We start from the raw sequence: 18323 nt of genomic DNA, 5'->3' as shown, positions 1-18323 counted from the left end.
TCCCGTGCCATAAGGCGACCCGCAACGCAGCCGGGCCCGACCGATCATGATACGCATCGAAAACATCTCCAAGCAGAACAGCCACCGCCTCCTCTTCATCGAGGCCTCGGCCGCGCTCAACAAGGGCGAAAAGATAGGCCTCGTCGGCCCGAACGGCGCCGGCAAGACGACCCTTTTCCGCATGATCACCGGCTCGGAACTGCCCGACGAGGGGCAGGTGGCCACCGAGAAGAACGTGACGATCGGCTATTTCAACCAGGATGTCGGCGAGATGTCCGGCCGCAGCGCCGTGGCCGAGGTCATGGAGGGGGCAGGGCCCGTCAGCATCGTGGCGGCCGAACTGCGCGCGCTCGAAGCCGCGATGTCCGACCCCGACCGCATGGACGAGATGGACGCGATCATTGAGCGCTATGGCGAGGTGCAGGCGCGCTACGAGGAGCTGGACGGGTACGCGCTGGAAGGCCGCGCCCGCGAAGTGCTCGACGGCCTGTCCTTCAGCCAGGAAATGATGGACGGCGATGTCGGCAAGCTCTCCGGCGGCTGGAAGATGCGCGTGGCGCTCGCCCGCATTCTGCTGATGCGGCCCGATGTCATGCTGCTCGACGAGCCGAGCAACCATCTGGACCTCGAAAGCCTGATCTGGCTCGAAAACTTCCTGAAGACCTATGACGGCGCGCTGCTGATGACCTCGCACGACCGCGAGTTCATGAACCGCATCGTCACCAAGATCATCGAGATCGACGGCGGCTCGCTCAACAGCTATTCCGGCGATTACGGTTTCTACGAGCAGCAGCGGGCGCTGAGCGAAAAGCACCAGCAGGCGCAGTTCGAGCGCCAGCAGGCCATGCTGGCCAAGGAAATCAAGTTCATCGAGCGCTTCAAGGCCCGTGCCTCGCACGCCTCGCAGGTGCAGAGCCGCGTCAAGAAGCTCGAGAAGATCGACCGCGTCGAGCCGCCGAAGCGCCGCCAGACGGTCGCCTTCGACTTCCTGCCGGCGCCGCGCTCGGGCGAAGACGTCGTCAATATCAAGCAGGTCCACAAAGCCTATGGCGCGCGGACGATCTATGACGGGCTCGACTTCATGGTGCGCCGGCGCGAACGCTGGTGCATCATGGGCATCAACGGTGCCGGAAAATCCACGCTTTTGAAGCTTGTCACGGGAACCGCCGCGCCGGACAAGGGCAGTGTCACCATCGGCGCCAGCGTCAAGGTCGGCTATTTCGCCCAGCACGCCATGGATCTGCTCGATGGCGAGAGCACGGTTCTGCAGTGGCTGGAGGAGCGGTTCCCGAAGGCTGGGCAGGCGCCGCTCCGGGCTTTGTCGGGCTGCTTCGGCTTTTCCGGCGATGACGTCGACAAACGCTGCCGGGTTCTCTCCGGCGGCGAAAAGGCGCGCCTCGTCATGGCGGCCATGCTGTTCGACCCGCCGAACTTCCTCGTGCTCGACGAGCCGACCAACCACCTCGACCTCGACACGAAGGAAATGCTGATCAAGGCGCTCTCGGCCTATGAGGGCACGATGCTCTTCGTCTCGCACGATCGCCATTTTCTCGCGGCCCTGTCCAACCGGGTGCTGGAACTGACGCCGGACGGTATCCATCAGTATGGCGGCGGATACACCGAATATGTCGAGCGGACGGGGCAGGAGGCTCCCGGCATACACGTTTAGGCTGCGTCGAAACGAACCGGTCGCATTTTGCCCTGCGACGGCTCTGTTTTTCCTCCGATGTCGCCACATATGGCAGCCTATGCCGCGACGATCGCTGTCATCGCGTGGACGATAGTGTGTCATCAGGGGAGAATTCGCGTGCGTCTCAAGTCTACACTCATCGCGGCGGCAGCCGCTGTCCTGTCATTTTCCGCCGCTCAGGCCCAGGTCGTCGTGTCCTCCAAGATCGATACCGAAGGCGGCGTGCTCGGCAACATCATCCTGTCGGTCCTGAACGCCAACGGCATCAAGACGACGGATCGCGTGCAACTCGGTGCAACGCCGGTCGTGCGCAAGGCGATCACCGCCGGCGAGATCGACATCTATCCGGAATATACGGGCAATGCCGCGTTCTTCTTCGAAAAGGCCGAAGACCCCGCCTGGAAGGATGCCGCCAAGGCCTATGAAGAGGCCAAGAAGCTCGACTACGACGCCAACAAGATCGTCTGGCTGACGCCGTCGCCCGCCAACAACACCTGGGCCGTCGCCATCCGCAAGGATCTGGCCGACCAGTCCAAGGTCAAGACCTTCTCCGACTTCGGCAAATACGTGACCGATGGCGGTACGGTGAAGCTCGCGGCCTCCTCAGAATTCGTGAACTCGGCCGCCGCCCTGCCGGCCTTCCAGACCACCTACGGCTTTACGCTGAAGCCCGACCAGTTGATCACGCTGTCGGGCGGCGATACCGCAGCCACCATCGCCGCTGCCGCCAACCAGACGAACGGCGCCAATGCCGCCATGGTCTACGGCACTGACGGCGGCATCGCACCGTCCGGCCTCGTGGTCCTGGAAGACGACAAGGGCGTCCAGCCGGTCTACCAGCCGGCGCCGATCATCCGCGAAGCCGTGCTGAAGGAAAATCCGCAGATCGAAACGCTTCTGAAGCCCGTTTTCGAAAAGCTCGATCTCGTGACGCTGCAGGACCTGAACGGTCGCGTGCAGGTCGGCGGCGAGCCGGCCAAGGCCGTGGCCGAAGACTTCCTGAAGAAGAACGGCTTCTTGAAGTAAGCAGACGGGCCGGGAGGCATTGCCCTCCCGGCCCTTTTCACGTCCGCCTTCGACGGTTGCGGCAAACGTCTTCCAGGAGGCTCGCCCCTATCGCCGGCAAGACACCGTCACGTTCCGGCACGGAACGGTCTCGCGGCACGGGGCTTGCCTTCGGAACATCAGGAGAGGCATGCGCATCCGCTTCGACAAGCTCGGCGTCCTGATCGCCATCCTCCTTTGCCTCGGCACGCTTCTGGCGCCGTTTGCGACCTTCCGTGCCAATCGGATCGTCCCCGGCGGTCCGCGTTCCATCCTCGAATCCCTGCCCGCTGGCTACGGGACGGCGCTCCTGATCGCCCTCGGCGTGGCGGCTGTGGTGACCATCCTCAGGACGCCGGCCGCCGCACGGCTGGCGGTTGCCGCGATCGGTCTTCTCGCGCTGATGCTTTTGATCGGCACGGCCGGACGCTTCCTGACGCCGGAGGGCAACACCTATGCGCGGGTCTCCCCGGCATCCGGCTTCTGGACGCTTCTCTTCGCCTTCCTGCTGCTTGCCGCCGATGCCATCACGCGCATGAAGCCGAAGCCTTCCGTCCGGGTGCTGCTGCTCGGCGTGACGCTCGGTGCCCTTGCCGCCATCCTCGCCTCCGGCCGATGGGATTCGCTCTCGCTTCTTAAGGAATATTCCGGCCGGGCGGACGTCTTCTGGAACGAGGCGGGCAAGCATGTGACGCTCGCGATCGGCTCGCTCCTTGCCTCCGTCATCGTCGGCCTGCCGCTCGGCATCCTCTGTCACCGCGTGCGGCCGCTGCGGGCCGGCGTGCTGAACGTTCTCAACCTCATCCAGACGATCCCGTCGATCGCGCTCTTCGGCCTCCTCATCGCGCCGCTCGGCTGGATCGCGGTGAACGTTCCCGGCGCCTCTGCGATCGGCGTGCGCGGCATCGGCGCGGCGCCTGCCTTCGTCGCGCTGTTTCTCTATTCGCTGCTCCCCGTCGTTGCCAATACGGTGGTCGGGCTTGCGGGCGTTCCCCGCGAGGCGAACGAGGCCGCGCGCGGGCTCGGCATGACGGGGGCGCAGCGCCTGCTGCGGGTCGAGTTCCCCCTCGCTCTCCCGGTCATTCTCACCGGCATCCGAATCGTTCTCGTCCAGAACATCGGTCTTGCGACCATTGCGGCGCTGATCGGCGGCGGCGGGTTCGGCGTGTTCGTCTTTCAGGGCATCGGCCAGACCGCCATGGACCTCGTGCTGCTCGGCGCCGTGCCGACAGTGCTTCTGGCCTTCGCCGCGGCCACCATCCTCGACGCCCTCATCGAAATCAACGCGCCGCTCAACCGCGCAGGCAGGACAGCATGATCGAGATCGACGGCATCACCAAGCGCTACGGCGACGACACCGTCGTCGACACTGTCACGATGACCATCCAGCCGCGAACCGTCACCGTCATCGTCGGCACCTCAGGCTCCGGCAAGACGACGCTGCTGCGCATGATCAACCGTCTCGTCGAGCCGACCGCGGGGACGATCCGCCTCGACGGCGAGGACAACCGCTCCGTTCCCGGCTTCGAGCTGCGCCGGCGCATCGGCTACGCCATCCAGGGCCACGGCCTCTTCCCGCATCGCACGGTGGCCGAGAACATCGCGACCGTGCCGGTGCTGCTCGGTTGGGACGCGGCGCGCATCAAGGCCAAGGTGGCCGAACTGCTGGCGCTGTTCCAGCTCGATCCGGAAACCTTTGCCGACCGCTTTCCGCATGAACTGTCCGGCGGTCAGCAGCAGCGTGTCGGCGTGGCGCGGGCGCTCGCGGCGGAGCCCAACGTGCTTCTGATGGACGAGCCCTTCGGCGCGCTCGACCCGATCATCCGCGCCAAGGCGCAGGAGGATCTGCTGGCGATCCAGCGACTGCTGGGCACCACGATCATTCTCGTCACGCACGATATGGAGGAAGCCTTCCATCTCGCAGATCGCATCGCCGTCATGGACAAGGGCAAACTCGTGCAGTACGGCCCGCCCGCCGAACTGGTCGAGCGCCCGGCGACCGATTTCGTCGAAACCCTGATCGGCGCGACCGAACGCCCGTTCCGAATGCTGTCGATCGAAACCGCGGGCGCCGCCGTCGAGCCCGGCGAAGCGCAAGGCACGGCAATCGCCGCCACGACAACCCAGCGGGACGCGCTGGCCGAACTTCTCTGGAGCGGGCGGGACGCCGCCCCCGTTGCGGACGCCGATGGCCGGCCGATCGGACGCATCACGCTGGATGGGCTCGTTCAGCGTGCCGCGAGGCGCCGATGACCGCGTCTCACGCAACGGCCCGACACACGGCCAATACCGACCGGATCAGAGGATGGATACCGCTGGGCCTGCGGGCTCTGCTGCTCGTCGCCCTTCTCGCCTTCCTGATCGCTCCCATGCTGTTCGAGCCGATCCTGAAGCCGCTGGTGCAGGACAACGCTCCCGCGATCTACAACCAGGGCAGCCTCTTGACGCTGACGCTCCTGCATCTGCGCATCGTCGCCATTGCGACGACGGCCGCCATTCTGGTGGCGGTAACGCTGGCAATTCTCGTGACGCGGCCGTTCGGCGCGGAGTTTCTGCCCTTGTCGCGCAGCCTCGTGAATGTCGGGCAGACCTTCCCGCCTGTGGCCGTTCTCGCCCTTTCCGTGCCGGCACTGGGTTTCGGGGAGAAACCGACGCTGGTGGCGCTTTTCCTCTACGGCCTGCTGCCGATCTTCGAAAACACGCTGACGGCGCTGACCACCCTGCCGCCTGCCGTGATGGAAGCCGCGCGCGGGGCCGGGATGACCGACCGGCAGCGTCTCTTCCGGGTGGAGCTTCCCTTGGCCGCGCCCGTCATTCTCGCGGGGATCAGACTGTCGATCACGGTGAGCCTGGCCACCGCGACCATCGGCTCGACGGTTGCGGCAAGGACGCTCGGAGAGGTGATCATCGCCGGGCTCCAGTCCAACAATCTCGCCTTCATCCTGCAGGGCGGCCTTATTGTCGGAGCGCTTGCCGTTCTGATCTATGACGGACTTTCGGCCCTCGAAGCCCGCCTGCGCCGGCGCGCCGGGATCTGACCGGCAGTCAGGCCCGGACTGCAGGCCCAGACTGCAGGCTTGACTGCAGGCTTGCCTGCAGGCCGGGGGGCGGCGGCTTGAGCGTCGATCAGTGCGCGCGCTGACGCTGAAGGCTGGATTCCGAGAAGACGAGCCCATCGAACGTGCTGTCGTTTTCCTGCAGGACCGAGCGCAAGGCGAGGTCGAGGCAGTGGACGGCATTTCCCAGATTGAGATCGATCGCGTTTTGCCGGGCGAAGACGATCAGGCGGGCGAGGGCCCGGATTTCCTGAGGGTCTCGTTCGGTGTGCGTGAGGTCTACGGGTTCCGCAATCGGGTTGCTGAGTGTCATGTTCCAAGCCATTCGGTTGTCTTGAGGCGAGTGTAGCGACAGCCCCGGAAAACCGCGCGTGACACAGGCGTGACATAGGGTGCGTGACGTATGACGCTTCAGACGGAGGCTCTTCAAAACATTAGAGGTTTCGGATTCTCAACGCTGGATGAGCTCTTCCCAGAGTGTCGTTTGCCGAAAGACCCAATCGGGTTTCTCGCGCGATCGCGCGCTGGAAGAGGCCGCGAGCGCCTGAATCAGCAGGAGGGCGTCTTCCCGTTTCCGGTTGCAGGCACCGGCTTTCAGTTTCGCTTCGAGTGTCCGGCGCGTGTCCTCGTCCGGCAGATCGACCCCTTTCAGGATGCTGCGCCAGGTTCGGTCCTTGAAATGCAGCCCTCGCGCCGCCGCCTCGATCCGGTCGCAGAGATCCGGTGTGAGGCCGGTTCGCAGATCGGGCTGCGCGAGCGTTGCGAGGATATTGACCAGCGGCTCGCTCAGGCTCGCCCATCCAAGCGCCGCCGGCGCATGCAGCTGCGCGACATCGGCGTCATCCACCAGCACGCCATCGGCATAGGACCGCGCGATGGTACCAATGCCGACCATTCCGAACACACGGCACTCGGCAGCCCGCAGCGCACCCATGCTCGCGGCACCGAACACCGCAACGCCCGCGGACAGGGCATAGAGGATCTCCTTGTGCCAGACGGGCGCGGTATATTCGAACCCGCCATCCACCAGCCCGATCGCGGCGGCACCGTCGCGCACCGCGCGATAGACGTCGCCCTGGATAGCCGGTGGCCGGATGTCGAGGCCCGACGCGATCCGGGCCGCATCCGGCAATGTCGGCCCAACGAACAGAACTTTCCGGCCGGTATCTTCGTTTCCGAGGGACGTCATTGCGTGAGCGCCTGGCGCAGCGCGCGCGTCCCGTATCGCTGCCGACGCTTGCCCTCGGGGTTTTCAAGCGCAGGCGCGAGGACCTTGGCGACGGCGAAGGGAAGGTCCGGCCGGGAAAGCCGCACCGCGATCATCAGGCCTGCCCCGCGCGCGTGGAGGGCACCGACCAGCGCTGCGCCGGACGAGGCGGGGAGGGTGGACGGGGTCCAGGCGCGGGGCTCCGCCAGCATTGCCTGCCGCGTGCTGTCGGCGAGCGGCCTGTCATAGTCCTCGGGAAAAACGTCGTCGCGCGCACCGCTGATATAGGTCAGGCGCGACTGGGCGCTTTCGGTGATGGCCCGGAGGACCGCCTGCCGCGGGACAGGGTGCGTGCCCGCGCCGAACGTCACGTCCACATGCTTCAGCGCTCCCGCAAGGCGGCTCGCCTCGGGACCGAGATAGGCGGAGAAGCAGGGAATGCCGAGATCGCTGGTGGCGTCAAACAGGCGCAGCTTGAGCCCGGCCGCCGCGATCTGCCCTTCGAGCGCGCGGATGACGGGGCAGTCGAAATCGGATGGCGATACGCATGTCGCAAGGCGCGCGGCGAGAGGGCGCAACAGCCAGAGGGCATGGGCGTCGCGCTCCACGCGCTCCATCAGGCCATGAAAGATCGCCTCGTCCAGCGTATTGCCGGAGGCGAGCCCGTCGGAGGACTGCCAAAAGCGGCCATGCCGGATCGTGCGGTCGAGGGTGACCGCCTGCAAGGGCACGAGCACGGGTTCGCCGGTGAGAAGATCCTGTCCCTCCACCCAGTCCGTCTCGTCGTCCGGGGCCAGCGGCTCATGGCCCGACGCCACCAGTCCGGACAGCGGATGAAATGCCTGTCCGCGGGCCTTCAACGCCGCCAGGCTTGCGGTGAGCACCGCGACGGCGGGGTCGCACGCGACGGCCCGTTCGAGCGCTTCCATGACGGCCGATGTCCGCGCGTCCGCGTCGGTTGCGCCCTTGCCCTGCGCCACGACGATGGATCTGGCATTGGGCATATAGGCGCACCAGACCGGAATGCCGATCCGATCGAGCCCCGTGTGGCGGGCAATACGTGTGATGCCGAAGGCCGCGAGAAGAGGTGCAACGCGGTCGAAGGTCTCGGCCGCGGTGCAGGTCCGGTCGAAGGTCGTAAGGCGCAACGGTGTCAGTCGAAGAGACCGGAGAAAGCCTTGTCGGCCGGCGCGAGGGCGACGGCGAAATCGACACCGCGAATGAAGGGCGCGCGGCTTGCGCGCAATTCGCCGGCCCGGCCATCGGTGTCTTCGAGCGGCTTCACGGTGCCTGCCTCGACATCGGCGACATAGAGCTGGCTATCCCCAGGGAAGCCGAAAACGACGGTTTTGGACATGCGATCCTCCTTTATGACAAAAATGGCAAGGACAACCTTCTGCGATTTCCGGTTGTGATTGCCGATACGGGTAGGGCAGGTCGCGCAAACGATTCTGCCGCTAATATCCTGCCCGTGAAAGGCCTTCGCGGTAAAGCTCTTTCTGCCATGTTTCGCGGATGGGTAGAACAGCCAGCCAGCGGTCGAGATCGAAATGGGGGTTGGTCTCGCGGTCCTTGCGCCGGTAGCGGCGTGCTGACGCCATGTCGCCGAGCATGGCGAACGCGGCCGCTCTCAGCCGATCGGCCGAGGATTGATTGGTCATCCGGCCGATATAGTCGATGGCATCCTGGTATCGGCCGACAAAGTAGCTCGCACCGGCCGCGCTCCAGAAATAATCGTCGGGGCTCAGGGGATTGAGGTCGATCGCCCGCTGGATCTTGCGCAGCCCCTCGTCGGGACGCGAGGCATGGACGAGCGAGTCGGCATAGCTGTAGATCGCATCCGCATAATGCGGGCTCAGGGCTTCCGCACGTGCCAGAGCCTCGAGGCTTTCATCGAGATCGCCGAGATAGAGCTTGGCGACGCCCAATTCCTTGTAGCCTGCGGCACTGGAAGGGTCCTGCTGGATGGCAAGCCGCGCATGCTCTTCGGCCTTGTGCAGAAGCCCCTTGTCGCCGCGCGCCGTCAGCACCCATTCCAGCGAATAGGTGCGCGCCAGCCCGATGAAGCTCGGCGCGAAATCCCGTCTGTACTGAAGCGCCTCGCGAAAGCCGCGTCGTGCGCCGCGAATCGACGGCAGGGAAATGGTCTTCGTCTGGCGCGCGCCGGAGAGATAGGCCCGGTAGGCATCCGGATGATGCTCGTATTCGACCAGCGGATCGTAGTTGCGCTGCAGCTCCGTCGCGATGCTGTCGGCGATGATCTTGGCGATCACCCGCCTGTGCGAGGAAAACGGCGTGTCGAGCGAGAAGCGCTCCGCCCAGATGACCCGATCGAGCGGCACGAAGATGATCTGGACCAGAAGGCCTTCCGCACAAAGCGTGGTATCCACGAGATAGGAGATGGCATGCGTTTCCAGCATGGCGATCCGGTCATTGCTCTCCTGGATGCGCTTGGCGGTGTGCGGCGCGACGATCGAGATATTGCGCAGCGTGCACAGGCTGATGGCGATGTCGTCGATCAAGGCCGCAACGGTGCCGGTGAGGGTCCGCGACGCTCCGAGGCGCAGGGCCGGTGGCAGCAGCGCCAGCCGCGGCAGCGACGCCGTCACCGTCAGCGCAAGCGAGGCCCGGGGCACGACCTGTGCATAGACGGGCATGGGCGGATCGGAAGCAGCGCTCCCGGGCGCGGTCGAACGCCCGCCGGCGAACGGCAGGACCTTCGCCTCGGCGCTCGGGAAGCCTCTCTGCTGCGCCGACGGCGCGTTTTCCTCCAGCAGAGCCCGTACGGGCTCGTCGTGGACATTGCGTTCCAAGAGCAGGAAAGCCGCCTCCCGCAGGATCACGGTGTCCGGCAGGGCGGTGACCTCGCCGGCGACGGCAAACAGCCGCTCCCGCAGGCAGTGATACTGCACATCCATCTGCATCTCGCCCCAGCGCCGCAGGAAGCCGTCCGGCAGCTTACCGAAGAGAAAGCGCTCCCGCAGCAGGGCCAGCATGGTTTCGAGCGAGGTGTCGTCGCGGCGGAAGCAGGCGGCATCCACGACCAGTCGCTGCCCGTCGTCGCCAAGCGTGATGGAGGTGTCGCCGATGTCGAGGATCACGCTGTGATAGGCGAGTTGCGCCTTTCGGATGCGCGACACCATCTTGCGCAGATTGATGTGCTGCGCCTCACGGTCGGCTTCCGGCCAGAGCATGGCGGAGGCCTCGTCCCGCCGAAGCGCGGGGCGTTCGCCGAGGCGCAGGATGCAGACGAGCAGCAGGGCCTTTTGCGGAAAGGCGAGATCCTCGCCACTCCGGGTCTTCAGGGCCAGATTGCCGAATGTCTGCAGCCGCAGCGGACACATCAGGAGGGGTTGGCGGAAGCCTGCGCGACGGAAGCATCCGCCGGCTGCCGGGCGGACGTCTCTTCGCCCTGTGCCAGCGAGGTGACCAGGGCAACCACCGTCTTGCGAATGTCCGGGCTTTTGATGGACGAGAACGCCTTGTTCAGCGACAGGCCCTCGCGCGTCGAGAGGAACGCGTTGACAGCATCGAAGTCGGCGGCTTCCGGACGGGTCTGGTCGCTCGGATTGTCCTGGAAGAAGTAGCTGATCGGCACGCTCAGAATGTCGGCGGCGGCCTGCAGCCGGCTCGCGCCCATCCGGTTCACACCCTTTTCATACTTCTGGATCTGTTGGAAGGTGATGCCGAGGCGGTCGCCCAGCGCCGTCTGGCTCATCCCGAGGATAAGCCGGCGCGCACGAACACGACCTCCAACGTACACATCGATCGCATGGGGGGCTTTCGCGTTCATAGTCGCTCCTGCAGAAATACCGGCTGAATTCTCGTTGCGCGAGAATGTATGATTTTACAGAAAGAGCAATGAATTTCCTGCCGGATTGCACGCGGCGGTCTCATGGCGCTTCTGGTTAGCAACCGATAACGTTTTCCGAACGCTTTTGCTACTCCTGTTGCTGAGAAAGAAGATCGTTATGTTCGAGGGTTGACAATGACTTCGGCGAGCAATGTCAGAACCGTACGAAGCATTCGGCAGCCTCGATGCGCCGGGACGTCGCTGTCGGCGGTCTGGTATTGGTAAGCGCGAACGAAGACGTTTGAAAGGGTTAAAATTTGGTCAACTCGACCTGCTTATTTTGACCGGTATGCCCTCACTGCATAGCTGCACTGCAATATGAGAGCTTTCGGTTCTTCCGAAATTGCGTATGATCCTCTCATCGAACAGCGCACCTCCTCCCGCGCTCTTCGAGTTTCAGGGCTCCGATCCTCCTCCCCGGACCCCTGTAGGAATAGCGGCACTCCTCCTCCCAGCCGCTGTTCGGTTCTTTTGGAAAGCCTGCCGCACCTCCTCCCGCGGCAGGCTTTTCAGTTTCTGGAGGAGACGTCCCCGCATCTTTTTGCCGCCCGGAGCGTTGGCTGCCTGTTATCCGTCAGAAGGAGAAGGCAATGTCCAAGCGCGAGATGATCGATACCGGAACCGGCAAGCGCTATGTGCGCCGCGATGAGAATGGCCAGTTCATGGAAAGCGTGGATGTCGGCCGCTCGCTGTCGGCCGACGCCCGTCACGATGCCAAGACGAAAGCGAAACCCGGCGAAGGCGACAAGGGTGACCGGAAAGGTCACTGACGTCCTCGCATGCGGATCGCGACCTATAACGTCAACGGCATCAACGGGCGGCTCGACATTCTGCTTCGCTGGCTGAAGGAGAGCCGGCCCGATATCGTCTGCCTGCAGGAACTGAAGGCGCCGCAGGCGAAGTTTCCGAGAAAAGCGTTGGAGAAGGCGGGCTACGGCGCCGTCTGGCACGGGCAGAAAGCCTGGAATGGTGTCGCGATTCTGGAGCGGGATGCGACGCCAATTCTCACGCGCCGCGGCCTTCCCGGTGTGGAGGACGACGCGAGCCGCTATATCGAAGCCATCGCCGGCGGCATGATCGTCGGTGCGCTCTACGCCCCCAACGGCAATCCCTACCCAGGGCCGAAGTTCGCGCGAAAGCTCGACTGGTTCAAGGCCCTGACCGCCTATGGCGAGACGCTGCTGGCGTTCGGCATGCCCGCAGCCCTCGTCGGCGACTTCAACGTCATGCCGACGGACCTCGACGTCTATAATCCCGCCCGCTGGACGGACGACGCGCTTTTCCGCCCCGAGATCCGCAAAGCCTATCGCACGCTCGTCGATACCGGCTGGACCGACGCCATCCGCGCGCTGCATCCCGACGAACAGATCTTCACCTTCTGGAAATATCTCCGCAACGCCTTTGCGCGCGACGCCGGCCTGCGCATCGACCATTGCCTCCTCAGTCCCGATCTCGCCCCCCATCTCACCGCATGCGGCGTCGATCGCCATGTCCGGGGATGGGAGAAAACCAGCGATCATGCGCCGGTCTGGATCGAGCTGTCATTGTGAAAAACGCAAGCCGATCGGAACGGAGCATGCGGGAGAATTGAACTTCAAGGAGATTTGGTGGAGCTAAGCGGGATCGAACCGCTGACCTCTTGCATGCCATGCAAGCGCTCTCCCAGCTGAGCTATAGCCCCATAAAGGGTCCGGCAAGGCCGGTTCCGGGTACCGCCGGGCGCTTCGTCCCGGGCAGGTGCGGCTTATTACGTCCGCTTCCCGGAGATGGCAAGCCATAAAATCGATGGCATCGACATTTTGTTGAATTCGCGATGAAAACGCCTTGGTGGCGGCGAACGAGCGGGGCGCGCTCAAACGAAAAGGCCTGCCTTTCGTGGGAAAGGCAGGCCTTCAGAAGAGGGAATGCGAAAGCGGATCAGACTTCGTCGTCGTCGTCGTTGACGCCGATCAGGTCGGACAGGCCGTCATTGTCGTCGTCTTCGTCTTCCTCGAGGAAGGTGTCGTCGTCGTCATTGTCGATCTCGACTTCGTCATCGCCCAGATCGGGGATGTCGTCGCCGTTCGCGCCTTCGTCGGCCTCTTCCAGGGAGACGAGTTCGACTTCCGGGTTCTCGGTGTCGACTTCCGCCACATCCTCTTCTTCCGCAGCCTTTTCCATGACCTTGGCGACGGAGGTCTCTTCGAAGAAAGAGAGCGGGTAGGACTTGCCGGTGTACGGAGACACGATCGGGTCCTTGTTCAGGTCGTAGAACTTGCGGCCCGTTTCCGGGTCGATGCGCTTGGTTCCGAGTTCCGCTTTTGCCACTGTCGATGCCTCTTGAACGGCCGGACGAACCGGCGTCAGCCGGAATGCCGGCGGTAAACCTAAGATGAATTAGCCGGTCCCCTTAATCGGAAGGGCGCAGACTGTCAAAGCCAAAACGTGTGCGCGGACTGTTTCCCTGTCTGGAAGCGCACTGCCGGGCGCTTCTTGAGAGCCGGCGGATGCTCCGCTGGAAAAATCGTCCCGAAACGCCATCTTGCCAAAATGCAGCTTGTGGGGAATGAGACGTCCACGTCATCGGGAGACGGCATTGCCTGCCGCGATCATCATGCTATCTCCCGGAGAGACGCATCCGGTGAAGCCTCTTATAGTCTAGGTGAAGCATGACGTTTATTATTGCCATCGACGGACCGGCTGCTGCGGGCAAGGGCACGCTGTCGCGTCGGCTCGCCGAAACCTACGGGTTTCACCACCTGGATACGGGGCTGACCTACCGCGCAACCGCCAAGGCGCTGCTCGATGCCGGTCTGCCCTTTGATGACGAGAGCCTTGCCGAAGCCATGGCGTTGAAGGTCGATCTCGCCGGGCTCGACCGTTCGGTGCTGTCCTCGCATGCGATCGGCGAAGCCGCGTCGAAGATCGCGGTCATGCCGGCGGTCCGGCGCGCGCTGGTCGAGGCGCAGAAGGCATTCTCGGCGCAGGCCCCGGGCGCCGTGCTCGACGGGCGCGATATCGGAACGGTCGTCTGCCCGCAGGCCCAGGTGAAGCTGTTCGTCACGGCCTCGCCCGAAGTGCGGGCCCGGCGCCGCTTCGACGAGATGACGGCGCACGGCGCACCGGCCGATTATCTCGCCGTCCTCGCCGATATCATCAGGCGGGACGAGCGCGACATGGGCCGCGCCGACAGCCCCTTGCGCCCGGCTTCAGACGCGCACTTGATCGATACCTCGGAAATGGGTATAGAGGCGGCGTTTTCAGCGGCGAAGTCAGTGATCGACGCCGCGTTAGCACACTAGCAGTCCGAACCGACCGTCCCCGCGCCGGAATTGTTCCCGATACGATGCCCTATGGGATCATCGGGAGCGGAGGGTCATCGGATATGATCAACGCAAACCCCCGGCGCCCGTGCCAATGGCACGACCAGGAGTATTCATGTCTGAAGCACAACCCACCCGCGACGATTTCGCAGCGTTGCTGCAGGAATCCTTCGCCCAGCAGGATCTGGCCGAAGGCTACGTCACAAAGGGTGTGATCACGGCCATCGAGAAGGACGTCGCCATCGTCGACGTCGGCCTCAAGGTCGAAGGCCGCGTCGCCCTGAAGGAATTCGGCGCGAAGGCCAAGGACGGCACGCTGAAGGTCGGCGATGAAGTCGAAGTCTATGTCGAGCGCATCGAAAACGCTCTGGGCGAAGCCGTTCTGTCGCGCGAGAAGGCTCGCCGCGAAGAAAGCTGGATGCGCCTGGAAGTGAAGTTCGAAGCCGGCGAACGCGTCGAAGGCGTCATCTTCAACCAGGTCAAGGGCGGTTTCACCGTCGATCTGGATGGTGCCGTTGCCTTCCTGCCGCGCAGCCAGGTCGATATCCGCCCGATCCGCGACGTCACCCCGCTGATGCACAACCCGCAGCCCTTCGAAATCCTCAAGATGGACAAGCGTCGCGGCAACATCGTGGTTTCGCGCCGCACCGTTCTGGAAGAATCCCGTGCCGAACAGCGTTCTGAAATCGTTCAGAACCTCGAAGAAGGCCAGGTCGTTGACGGCGTCGTCAAGAACATCACCGATTACGGTGCGTTCGTCGATCTCGGCGGCATCGACGGTCTGCTGCACGTGACGGACATGGCATGGCGCCGCGTCAACCATCCGTCCGAGATCCTGAACATCGGCCAGCAGGTCAAGGTTCAGATCATCCGCATCAACCAGGAAACCCACCGCATCTCGCTCGGCATGAAGCAGCTCGAGTCGGATCCGTGGGATGGCATCGGTGCGAAGTACCCGGTCGGCAAGAAGATCTCCGGTACCGTTACCAACATCACCGACTACGGTGCATTCGTCGAGCTGGAGCCGGGCATCGAAGGCCTGATCCACATCTCGGAAATGTCCTGGACCAAGAAGAACGTCCATCCCGGCAAGATCCTGTCCACGACGCAGGAAGTCGACGTTGTCGTTCTCGAAGTCGATCCGACCAAGCGCCGCATCTCGCTCGGCCTCAAGCAGACGCTCGAGAACCCGTGGCAGGCCTTCGCGCACAGCCATCCGGCTGGCACGGAAGTTGAAGGCGAAGTCAAGAACAAGACCGAATTCGGCCTGTTCATCGGCCTCGACGGCGACGTCGACGGCATGGTGCACCTGTCGGATCTCGACTGGAACCGTCCGGGCGAGCAGGTCATCGAGGAATACAACAAGGGCGACATGGTCAAGGCCGTCGTTCTCGATGTGGACGTCGACAAGGAGCGCATCTCGCTCGGCATCAAGCAGCTCGGCAAGGACTCGGTCGGCGAAGCCGCCACGTCCGGCGAACTGCGCAAGAACGCCGTCGTCTCGTGCGAAGTCACTGCCGTCAACGACGGTGGCCTCGAAGTTCGTCTCGTCAACCACGAGGACATCACCTCGTTCATCCGTCGTGCCGACCTGTCGCGCGACCGTGACGAGCAGCGTCCTGAGCGTTTCTCGGTCGGCCAGACCGTAGACGCCCGCGTCACGAACTTCTCCAAGAAGGACCGCAAGGTCATGCTTTCGATCAAGGCGCTGGAAATCGCCGAAGAAAAGGAAGCCGTTGCACAGTTCGGTTCGTCCGACTCGGGCGCATCGCTCGGCGACATCCTGGGCGCCGCCCTCAAGAACCGCGGCGGCAACGAGTAATCGTGGCCCGGTTCGACGGTCTGTCGAACAGCGTTTGAAAGGAAAAGGCCCGCGGCGAGACATCGCCGCGGGCCTTTTCCTTTGTGGACTGTGTGTACCCTGCTCTGCGTTCGCTTGGTGCAGGATCAGGCGAGATCCGACAGGCGCTGGTAAAGATCGTAGGCATCATGGCGCGCGCCGTCGGCCGCCTCGGTAGTCTCTGGGTGCCCGGCTTCTGCCTGCCCGGCCTCCGCTTGCCCGGCACCAGCTTGCCCGGCCCCTGCTTGCATGGCGGATCGAGGGGAAGCCTCGGCACGCTCCGCGTCTTCCTCATCCGAGGCAGAGCCGCCATCGTTCTCGCGGCTCTCGTCCTCTCCGCTCTGGGCGAAGCCGGCTTCGTCTTGCCCGCGATGGCGGCGCGGTTCGTCGTCGTCGATCTCGGTGCTGCCGGCTTCCGGGGCGTTGAGATAGGGCACGAAGGGGAAGCCGACCGCCTCCCGGAGGATGCTGGCCTCCAGTCCGCGCGGCGGGAGCGGCACGGCAACGACGTCTTCGCTTTGTGTCATCTGTGCAAGACCCAAGGCGGCACGGTCTTCGTCCATGACCGTCAGCAGATCCGCCTCGATGCTCGGGTGGCCCTGCGGGCGGGCGTTGGCAGACTCCGCCGGCGGGTTTGCAGGGCCGCGTGCCTCCTGCTGCAGAAGCGCCTCGGATGTCTCGCCGAGGCTTCCCGACAGCATGTAGAACAGCGTCTCCCATTCATCGAGCTGTCCGATGGTATTGGCGACCTCGCGCAGGCCCGATGTTATCAGGGCGATTTCCACCTGGGGCAGAAGCGGCTCGAGCCGGCGCGCAGAGGGCTCCCCACTATCGGGCTCGCGGTGCGCGAGCGCCACGTCGCCCGATCTGCCGGGGCGCTGCGACGGCTGAAGGCCGCGGTCAGCCGGCGATACAGACACCGCATCGAGGGATGAGAGAGGCGCTGCAAGCGGGCGGGCCTGAAAGGTGATCGTCTCGGAAAGGGAGCGGGAGGCTCCCGGAAGCGATTCGCTCCCGGATCGCTCCGGGGCAGCCTGTTCGGGAGAAGATTGCGCGGGCAGGGGCTGAACCGGTTGCGCTGGAGCGCGCGGCGCCGGGGCATGATCGGGTGCGGGTCCCATCGAGGGCCGGCCGGCCAGTCGTCGTTCGGGGTGGTCCTCTTCGGAGAAGAGCGGATCGTTTCTCACACCGCCGGTCGCCGCTTCGCCACCCGCTGTCGCACGCGTGGCAGGGCTTGCAAGGGCGGTGTCGCCAGACTCGAAGGCGACCTTGCCAGGCGTGGTCATCGCGGGCGTCCGTTCCGCAGGCCGACGCACGTCGTGCGGCTCGCCATACCGGTCCCCGCGGACGTCCCCCTCCTCTCCTTCGCTCCGACCGATTGCAACGTCGGCCCCGGCCCCGTCTGCCGCGTCCGTACCGGCGTCTCGCGGCACGACAGGATCTGTCGGACCGTCAGAGGGGGTATCGAGCGCCTGTCCTCTGGCGATGGCCACAGCCTGCGCCAGCGCCTGTGCGTCCGACGCGAGGAAAGCGGTCGCGCTTCGCAAGGTCGGCACAGGGTCTTCCGCGGTCTGTATCGGACGGTCTGTGCTTCCCGGCGCGGGTGCCGCGGCAGCGGAACGTGCATCGGACGCCGGGTCCGGCCTTGCGAGCGGGGGCGTCGTTGTTTCCGGAGAAAAAGCCTGTCCGAGCGCCTGTTGCAGATGCGGCGCACCGGGCGCGACGCCCGGAGCCTGCGAGAAGGCCATGCGGGTCGGAAGCGGTGCCTGGATGGTCGGCTGGCGAAAAGCCGGCCGGTCGTCCTCGTCCGGAAAGAGGGCGGAGACGGCATCGGGATGCCAGAGGCCGTCGCGCGTCAGCGGCATGTCGATCCGCAGATCGATGGTCAGTGCCGGGCGCAGCGTTTCCACCAGCATCTTCAACGCAGCCAGAAGCGGCTGCTGGTTGAGCTGTTTTTCGATCAGCGCCCGCGCGGCAGGCGGCAGGACATCCATGTGGGCGGCCAGGCGGCGGGTGAAGTCGCGCAGGCTCTCCTGCGGCTGCGGCGGAAAATCGACGATCCGGGCCAAGGCTTCCGTCAGGCGGGCCAGCGCGACGCGCGTTGCCGGATCCGCATTCGGCATATCGCGCAGAACGATTTCGATGACGTGCAGGATGGCGTCGAACCGCTTCGTCGCCACTGAGGGAAGCACCTGCCGGTCCTTGGCCGTACCGCCATCGGTCAGCGCGGCTGCGGCACTCCGGGAGATGGCGGTCGATGTCTGCATGGCAGTCTCCGTCCATGTCCGGCCTCGGCCGGGTGCGATTGATGGGAAACGAACGCAGGGAGCG

17 protein-coding genes and 1 tRNA gene are annotated in these 18323 nt (G+C 64.6%); 9 read left to right on the top strand and 9 right to left on the bottom strand.

The window, feature by feature from the left end; translation table 11 throughout:
- Nucleotides 1–46: 46 nt before the first annotated feature.
- From abc-f to C8J36_RS13480, 5 genes are all read left to right on the top strand, one after another.
- Nucleotides 47–1669 carry a ribosomal protection-like ABC-F family protein gene (gene abc-f, locus C8J36_RS13500; protein WP_062595370.1) on the top strand — a complete coding sequence of 541 codons (1623 nt, stop codon included), beginning with the start codon at nt 47–49 and terminating at the stop codon, nt 1667–1669.
- A gap of 138 nt (nt 1670–1807) precedes the next feature.
- Nucleotides 1808–2716, top strand: a complete 909-nt coding sequence (locus C8J36_RS13495; protein ID WP_244481218.1) for an ABC transporter substrate-binding protein — start codon at nt 1808–1810, stop codon at nt 2714–2716.
- A 169-nt stretch (nt 2717–2885) separates the two neighbouring features.
- Nucleotides 2886–4052, top strand: coding sequence for an ABC transporter permease (locus tag C8J36_RS13490; RefSeq protein ID WP_132535602.1), 1167 nt, complete (start codon nt 2886–2888; stop codon nt 4050–4052).
- A complete protein-coding gene (locus C8J36_RS13485; RefSeq protein ID WP_132535600.1) occupies nt 4049–4987 on the top strand; it encodes an ABC transporter ATP-binding protein in 939 nt (312 codons plus the stop codon). Before C8J36_RS13490 ends, C8J36_RS13485 begins: the two co-directional genes overlap by 4 nt.
- A 44-nt stretch (nt 4988–5031) precedes the next feature.
- A complete protein-coding gene (locus C8J36_RS13480) occupies nt 5032–5772 on the top strand; it encodes an ABC transporter permease (protein ID WP_062595589.1) in 741 nt (246 codons plus the stop codon).
- A gap of 88 nt (nt 5773–5860) precedes the next feature.
- Here the strand turns inward: C8J36_RS13480 and C8J36_RS13475 are convergent, their stop codons facing one another.
- From C8J36_RS13475 to C8J36_RS13450, 6 genes are all read right to left on the bottom strand, one after another.
- On the bottom strand, nt 5861–6115 hold the full coding sequence (locus tag C8J36_RS13475; RefSeq protein ID WP_062595367.1) for a hypothetical protein: 255 nt from the start codon (nt 6113–6115) through the stop codon (nt 5861–5863).
- Between the two features lie 126 nt (nt 6116–6241).
- Entirely contained in the window at nt 6242–6979 is a 738-nt protein-coding gene (locus tag C8J36_RS13470) for a TfuA-like protein (RefSeq protein ID WP_132535598.1), read from the bottom strand.
- Nucleotides 6976–8145, bottom strand: a complete 1170-nt coding sequence (locus C8J36_RS13465; RefSeq protein WP_132535596.1) for a YcaO-like family protein — start codon at nt 8143–8145, stop codon at nt 6976–6978. The genes C8J36_RS13470 and C8J36_RS13465 overlap by 4 nt, the downstream gene beginning before the upstream one ends.
- A gap of 5 nt (nt 8146–8150) precedes the next feature.
- Nucleotides 8151–8354, bottom strand: coding sequence for a hypothetical protein (locus C8J36_RS13460; protein WP_132535594.1), 204 nt, complete (start codon nt 8352–8354; stop codon nt 8151–8153).
- A gap of 100 nt (nt 8355–8454) precedes the next feature.
- Complete coding sequence (locus tag C8J36_RS13455; RefSeq protein ID WP_132535592.1) at nt 8455–10341, bottom strand: hypothetical protein; 1887 nt, start codon at nt 10339–10341, stop codon at nt 8455–8457.
- Nucleotides 10341–10790: a helix-turn-helix transcriptional regulator gene (locus C8J36_RS13450; protein ID WP_062595362.1), complete on the bottom strand. Its 450-nt coding sequence runs from the start codon at nt 10788–10790 to the stop codon at nt 10341–10343. The genes C8J36_RS13455 and C8J36_RS13450 overlap by 1 nt, the downstream gene beginning before the upstream one ends.
- A gap of 650 nt (nt 10791–11440) precedes the next feature.
- Between C8J36_RS13450 and C8J36_RS13445 the strand changes: the two genes are divergently transcribed.
- Nucleotides 11441–11620: a hypothetical protein gene (locus C8J36_RS13445; RefSeq protein WP_132535590.1), complete on the top strand. Its 180-nt coding sequence runs from the start codon at nt 11441–11443 to the stop codon at nt 11618–11620.
- Nucleotides 11621–11629: 9 nt separating this feature from the next.
- The gene (xth, locus tag C8J36_RS13440; protein ID WP_132535588.1) at nt 11630–12400 is read left to right on the top strand and encodes an exodeoxyribonuclease III; all 771 of its coding nucleotides are present in this window, start codon (nt 11630–11632) and stop codon (nt 12398–12400) included.
- A 55-nt stretch (nt 12401–12455) separates the two neighbouring features.
- On the opposite strand, the gene C8J36_RS13435 is transcribed toward xth, so the two are convergent.
- Together C8J36_RS13435 and C8J36_RS13430 are read right to left on the bottom strand one after the other, a co-directional pair.
- A tRNA-Ala gene (locus C8J36_RS13435) sits at nt 12456–12531 on the bottom strand.
- A 236-nt stretch (nt 12532–12767) separates the two neighbouring features.
- Entirely contained in the window at nt 12768–13157 is a 390-nt protein-coding gene (locus tag C8J36_RS13430) for a TIGR02300 family protein (RefSeq protein WP_062471147.1), read from the bottom strand.
- Nucleotides 13158–13498: 341 nt separating this feature from the next.
- On the opposite strand from C8J36_RS13430, the gene cmk reads away from it, so the two are divergent.
- Together cmk and rpsA are read left to right on the top strand one after the other, a co-directional pair.
- Nucleotides 13499–14131: a (d)CMP kinase gene (gene cmk / locus C8J36_RS13425; RefSeq protein ID WP_132535586.1), complete on the top strand. Its 633-nt coding sequence runs from the start codon at nt 13499–13501 to the stop codon at nt 14129–14131.
- 136 nt (nt 14132–14267) lie between these two features.
- The gene (gene rpsA, locus C8J36_RS13420; RefSeq protein ID WP_062595358.1) at nt 14268–15974 is read left to right on the top strand and encodes a 30S ribosomal protein S1; all 1707 of its coding nucleotides are present in this window, start codon (nt 14268–14270) and stop codon (nt 15972–15974) included.
- A 125-nt stretch (nt 15975–16099) separates the two neighbouring features.
- Here the strand turns inward: rpsA and C8J36_RS13415 are convergent, their stop codons facing one another.
- Nucleotides 16100–18259 (bottom strand): hypothetical protein, encoded by a 2160-nt coding sequence (locus C8J36_RS13415; protein ID WP_132535584.1) that lies wholly within the window; start codon nt 18257–18259, stop codon nt 16100–16102.
- Between the last annotated feature and the right edge of the window lie 64 nt (nt 18260–18323).

Source organism: Rhizobium sp. PP-F2F-G48, assembly GCF_004342335.1.
In the GTDB taxonomy this organism is placed as follows: Bacteria; Pseudomonadota; Alphaproteobacteria; order Rhizobiales; family Rhizobiaceae; genus Ferranicluibacter.
This window is presented reverse-complemented; position numbering and strand designations above follow the sequence as displayed.

Coding starts and splice junctions, on each gene's coding strand:
- abc-f (WP_062595370.1), top strand. CDS start 47: ATGATACGCATCGAAAACATCTCCAAGCAGAACAGCCACCGCCTCCTC.
- C8J36_RS13455 (WP_132535592.1), bottom strand. CDS start 10,341: ATGTGTCCGCTGCGGCTGCAGACATTCGGCAATCTGGCCCTGAAGACC.
- C8J36_RS13460 (WP_132535594.1), bottom strand. CDS start 8,354: ATGTCCAAAACCGTCGTTTTCGGCTTCCCTGGGGATAGCCAGCTCTAT.
- C8J36_RS13470 (WP_132535598.1), bottom strand. CDS start 6,979: ATGACGTCCCTCGGAAACGAAGATACCGGCCGGAAAGTTCTGTTCGTT.
- C8J36_RS13475 (WP_062595367.1), bottom strand. CDS start 6,115: ATGGCTTGGAACATGACACTCAGCAACCCGATTGCGGAACCCGTAGAC.
- rpsA (WP_062595358.1), top strand. CDS start 14,268: ATGTCTGAAGCACAACCCACCCGCGACGATTTCGCAGCGTTGCTGCAG.
- cmk (WP_132535586.1), top strand. CDS start 13,499: ATGACGTTTATTATTGCCATCGACGGACCGGCTGCTGCGGGCAAGGGC.
- C8J36_RS13445 (WP_132535590.1), top strand. CDS start 11,441: ATGTCCAAGCGCGAGATGATCGATACCGGAACCGGCAAGCGCTATGTG.
- xth (WP_132535588.1), top strand. CDS start 11,630: ATGCGGATCGCGACCTATAACGTCAACGGCATCAACGGGCGGCTCGAC.
- C8J36_RS13450 (WP_062595362.1), bottom strand. CDS start 10,790: ATGAACGCGAAAGCCCCCCATGCGATCGATGTGTACGTTGGAGGTCGT.
- C8J36_RS13490 (WP_132535602.1), top strand. CDS start 2,886: ATGCGCATCCGCTTCGACAAGCTCGGCGTCCTGATCGCCATCCTCCTT.
- C8J36_RS13485 (WP_132535600.1), top strand. CDS start 4,049: ATGATCGAGATCGACGGCATCACCAAGCGCTACGGCGACGACACCGTC.
- C8J36_RS13415 (WP_132535584.1), bottom strand. CDS start 18,259: ATGCAGACATCGACCGCCATCTCCCGGAGTGCCGCAGCCGCGCTGACC.